This window comes from Leisingera sp. F5, from assembly GCF_001593695.1.
Map to the genome: position 1 here is coordinate 1 of NZ_LUKH01001063.1, position 1310 is coordinate 1310.

At 59.6% G+C, this 1310-nt stretch carries 1 protein-coding gene; it reads right to left on the minus strand.

Translation table 11 applies throughout. From position 1 onward, the window contains the following. Positions 1-1292, minus strand: a 1292-nt coding sequence (gene hydA, locus A2I95_RS38885) for a dihydropyrimidinase (RefSeq protein ID WP_291737723.1), incomplete at its 3' end; no start/stop codon positions are given. Between the last annotated feature and the right edge of the window lie 18 nt (positions 1293-1310).

Sequence of the window (1310 nt, forward strand, 5' to 3'; positions counted from 1 at the left end):
CCGCGGGTCAGGGTAAAGCGCGGCAGGCCCTTCACCTCATGCCCCTCGAACACGTTGTAGTCGATCGAGGACTGCTGGCTGGCGGCGGAGATCGTCTTGGTCTTTGTCGGGTCCCAGACCACCAGGTCGGCATCTGCGCCTACCAGAACTGCACCCTTTTTCGGGTAACAATTCAGGATCTTGGCAATGTTGGTTGAGGTGACGGCGACAAATTCGTTCGGGGTGATCCGGCCCGTTTCAACGCCATGGGTCCACAGCATCGGCATCCGGTCCTCCAGCCCGCCGGTGCCGTTCGGGATCTTGGTGAAATCCCCTACACCTGTCCGCTTTTGCTCTGTGGTAAAGGCGCAGTGATCGGTAGCCACAACTGACAGAGAGCCCGACTGCAGACCGGCCCACAGGCTGTCCTGATGCTGCTTGTTGCGGAACGGCGGCGACATCACCCGGCGGGCAGCGTGGTCCCAGTCCTTGTTAAAATACTCGCTCTCATCCAAGGTCAAATGCTGGATAAGCGGCTCGCCCCAGACCCGCTTGCCCTGCATCCGGGCGCGGCGGATGGCCTCATGGCTATCCTCGCAGGAGGTGTGCACGACGTACAGCGGCACGCCCGCCATGTCGGCAATCATGATGGCGCGGTTGGTGGCCTCGCCCTCAACCTGCGGCGGGCGGGAATAGGCGTGCGCCTCAGGGCCGGTATTGCCTTGTGCCAGCAGTTTGGCCGATAGCTCCGCCACCACATCGCCGTTTTCCGCATGCACCATGGCAATGCCCCCCAGCTCTGCCAGCCGCTGGAATGAGGAATACAGCTCGTCATCATTCACCATCAGCGCGCCCTTATAGGCCATGAAGTGCTTGAAGGTATTGATGCCGCGCTCCTGGATCACGGTCTTGATGTCGTCAAAGACCTGCTCACCCCACCATGTCACAGCCATGTGGAAGGAGTAATCGCAATTGGCGCGGGTCGATTTGTTGTCCCAGCGTTTCAGTGCATCCAGCAGGCTCTCACCCGGATTGGGCAGTGCAAAATCCACCACCATGGTGGTGCCGCCCGCGAGCCCGGCACGGGTGCCGCTCTCAAAATCATCCGAAGAATAGGTCCCCATGAAGGGCATCTCCAGATGTGTATGCGGATCGATCCCGCCCGGCATCACAAAACAGCCGGTGGCGTCCAGTTCCTCATCGCCTTTGAGGCTCTGGCCGATCTGGGTTATTACCCCGTTTTCGATCAGCACATCGGCCTTGTAAGTCAGATCGGCGGTCACGATGGTGCCGTTTCTGATGACTTTAGTCATGACTATAACTCCCTGAAT